This window comes from Hymenobacter piscis (assembly GCF_018760735.1).
Lineage (GTDB): Bacteria > Bacteroidota > Bacteroidia > Cytophagales > Hymenobacteraceae > Hymenobacter > Hymenobacter piscis.
This window is the reverse complement of record NZ_JAHHZN010000046.1, coordinates 1-3,088: the sequence shown is the minus strand read 5'-3', so window position 1 is coordinate 3,088 and position 3,088 is coordinate 1. Positions and strand designations below refer to the sequence as shown.

Sequence of the window (3,088 nt, the reverse complement as noted above, 5' to 3'; positions counted from 1 at the left end):
ACCAGCGGGCCTATGATGAGAACCTGTATGCGGACCGCAACAAAGTCGAACGCTTCTTTGGCCGGCTCAAGGAGGCGCGGGGCTTTGCCACCCGCTACGAGAAAACTGCCACCTGCTTCTTAGCCAGCGCTCACCTGCTCGCCGCCCTCGATTGGCTCCGATGACTGTCCACACACTCTAACCCACAGCGTTCAGTGAAACGGTCGGAACCTCAAAAATGGATAGGGGTGAACTTAGTTGCCGCATTTGCACTTACAGATTATAGGAGAAAATTATCAATTATAGAATTTCGCGCGGTATCTTTGGGGTATGGTCGTCATTTCCCAGAAGCCGCTGCGGGAGTTTTGGGAGCAGCACCCCGACGCGAAGGAAGCGCTGAGTGCCTGGTACGCCTTCGTGCAGGAAAGCGACTGGGCCCGGCACGCAGACGTGGTGCGGGACTACAACACGGCCGACTACACCCACGACGGGCGCTACGTATTCAACATCCGGGGCAGCCGCTACCGCCTAGTGGCCCGGGTGCACTTCGCCACCCGCACCGTGTTCATCCGCTTTGTTGGCACGCACCAGCAGTACGACCGCATCAACGCCGACACCATTTAACCCGCCCTACACTCGCTCACGTTTTAGCAGCTGATTCCCATGGACATTCGCACCCCCGCCGATTACCAGCAGGCCCTGGACCAGTTCACGGCCTGGATGGACCACGAACCCGCCGACCTGACGCCCATGCTCGCGCTGCGCGACGCCATCAGCGCCTACGAGAAGGGCCAGGGCTACGAACTGCCCGCCCCCCAGACCCTGGTGGGGCGGTTGGAACTGGAGATGTACCGGCGCAAGCTCAACAAGAAAAACCTGGCCGCGCTGCTGGGCATCCCGGCCTCGCGCCTGAGCGATGTGTTACAGGGCCGACGCATCAACTTGGACCTGGCCAAGCGCCTCTACAAGCGCCTGGGTATTCCCGCCGACTTCATTTTAGAAGCCGCGTAGCGGTCCTAGCCAAGCACCTGTTCACCCAAAGGAGGATTTCATGGCTACTTGTACCTTTCACTCGTTATGCCCGCACCGTTCTCAGTGGAAGCCATCGCCTTGACCCTCCGCCAAGCTGGGCACTATTCCGTTGCCGACGAATTGCTGACGCAAGAAGCCGCTGCCTCGCCTGGAGGTGAGTTGGTAGCGGCCGTGAGTTCACGGCTTCTGGGGCTTAAACTCCATTATCCGCATATCTACGGCGTGATTCAACCGCAAGCGGAGTTGTGGCTCACTGAGGGCCGAAGTGGCGCCGTTATCATTCCTATCTTGTCCAGACGGCGGCTACCAGTAACCGAGTAATGTCTAGGAAAACGGTCCGATGGTAAACAAGCGCTGTTCCATTTTGGGATGGTTAACTTTGAATGACCAGTCAAGTGCTTTTGCGGCCTGCTCTCCCGTAGGTCACCAACTCTGTCTTTCGTCCTATGAACCACTCGTTACGCCAGTTGCTGACCGCTGTGTGACCGCTGTGCTCCTGTTAACCGGCGTCTCGGCCGGAGCGCAGGTTCCCACCGCCCCGCTTGCCTTTTCCGCTACTCCCGACCCCACCGTCCGCTATCAGCCGCTAACCAGCCCCTACGACGTGGCCTACCTGACCAACCTGCGCGTGGCGTACCAGCTGGATAAGGTGATTTCCGGCCAGCAAACCGACCTGGGACGGGTGCAGGCCGTGAGTGCCTGGGTCCGCCGGCAATGGAAACACGGCCAAGCCGCTTCGCCGCAAAACGACCCAGTGGCCATCCTGCAAGCCGCGGCTCAGGGCAAGCACCTCCGTTGTGTGGAATACGGCACCGTGCTGGCGGGCGCCCTGACGGCCCTCGGCATTCCCACGCGGACGCTCGGCCTCTACACCGCCGATGTGGAGACGCGACGCCGGGGTGCCGGGCACCAACTGGCGGAAGCCTGGCTCGCCGACCAGCACAAATGGGTGCTGGTCGACGGGCAGTTAGACGCGGTGCCGTTGCTGAATGGTCGTCCGCTGAACGCGGTGGAACTGCAACGGGCCTTGGCCGAAAAGGCCCCGGGCTTCGCCGTGGCGAGCACGTCGGGCACGACGGCCCGCCGTTATGCGCGCTTCATCCGGCCGTATCTGTACCATTTCAGTGCCTCTTTCACCGCTCAGCCGACTCCCAAGCCGGGTGCGGTGGAACTGATACTCGTGCCCGTGGGCGCCAAAAATCCCGTCGTGTTTCAGCGGACCTACCCCCTCGCCGGCCATTGCTATACCCACTCCCTGGCCAGCTTTTACGCACCTCCCCGCTAAGGCTATGCCGCAGCCGCCAATGGCAGACGGTTACCGGCAGCATAGAACTAAAAATCCCCTGGTAGGCCTATCAAGGGATCTTTACTGTTCACCGGCTGCCTTACGGCGCCACCTGGTGGCTTTCCTCGGCGGCAACAACACCGGCCCAGGCAGCAAGAGAAAAACGGCGTTTGCTTACCAGGACAACGTTATTTCCCTGCGCGGTGCGCTGCATCTGCCTCGTGGCGGCGGACCATGGTGCACACTGGCCGGTCCTGGCCTGGCCCAGCATGTGTATACCCAAACGGTCGGATTCGCCAAAACGAGCATTTCTTTACAACGTATGCTTCTACCCTTATTCGGTTTTGTCTTCGGCGTGGTGGCTAGCACGCTCCTCGCTGCCGCCGTTATTGCGCTTCATCCCCGCTGGAAGCTGACGTTCGCGAATATCGCCTGGTTTGTCGGCGGTGCCTTTGCGGGGGCCATCGGCTCGTCGCTGCTCTACACCCGCCGGGTGTTTGCCGATGAGAACCGCCTCTTGCAGTCAACCGCGGCGGTTATTGGGTTTCTGGCAACGCTTGGCGCAGCGACCTTGCTAGGAGGCACATTGGCTGTTTACATGGGCCAGCGCTCTGGCAGCCGGGCTGCTTAATCGATTAGCTGGAAGAAACCAGCTGGTTCACAATTAGGGTCATTGCATCAAACGTGCAGTTAGCGAGCTTTGCGCATGGACGAAGCAGTAGATTTTTTCGAGGAGGTGACGGATTTCCGCGAACAAGGCCGCTGTCGGCATGAGTTGAGCGATATTATCTG

At 60.2% G+C, this 3,088-nt stretch carries 5 protein-coding genes; all 5 read left to right on the top strand.

Going from position 1 to position 3,088, the window contains the following annotated elements:
- Positions 1-23: 23 nt before the first annotated feature.
- The 5 genes from KLP40_RS20990 (at position 24) to KLP40_RS20970 (ending at position 2,927) form a co-directional block, all read left to right on the top strand.
- A complete protein-coding gene (locus tag KLP40_RS20990; RefSeq protein WP_394370056.1) occupies positions 24-164 on the top strand; it encodes a transposase in 141 nt (46 codons plus the stop codon).
- A 145-nt stretch (positions 165-309) separates the two neighbouring features.
- Positions 310-603 (top strand): type II toxin-antitoxin system HigB family toxin, encoded by a 294-nt coding sequence (locus KLP40_RS20985; RefSeq protein WP_215595801.1) that lies wholly within the window; start codon positions 310-312, stop codon positions 601-603.
- A 39-nt stretch (positions 604-642) separates the two neighbouring features.
- Positions 643-990, top strand: coding sequence for a helix-turn-helix domain-containing protein (locus KLP40_RS20980; protein ID WP_215595800.1), 348 nt, complete (start codon positions 643-645; stop codon positions 988-990).
- A gap of 502 nt (positions 991-1,492) precedes the next feature.
- Positions 1,493-2,296, top strand: coding sequence for a transglutaminase-like domain-containing protein (locus KLP40_RS20975; protein ID WP_215595799.1), 804 nt, complete (start codon positions 1,493-1,495; stop codon positions 2,294-2,296).
- Between the two features lie 115 nt (positions 2,297-2,411).
- Positions 2,412-2,927, top strand: a complete 516-nt coding sequence (locus KLP40_RS20970; RefSeq protein WP_215595798.1) for a hypothetical protein — start codon at positions 2,412-2,414, stop codon at positions 2,925-2,927.
- The last annotated feature ends 161 nt before the right edge of the window (positions 2,928-3,088 follow it).

What these genes read in the sequence shown, in the direction of transcription:
- KLP40_RS20985 (WP_215595801.1), top strand. Translation starts at nt 310, where the DNA reads ATGGTCGTCATTTCCCAGAAGCCGCTGCGGGAGTTTTGGGAGCAGCAC.
- KLP40_RS20980 (WP_215595800.1), top strand. Translation starts at nt 643, where the DNA reads ATGGACATTCGCACCCCCGCCGATTACCAGCAGGCCCTGGACCAGTTC.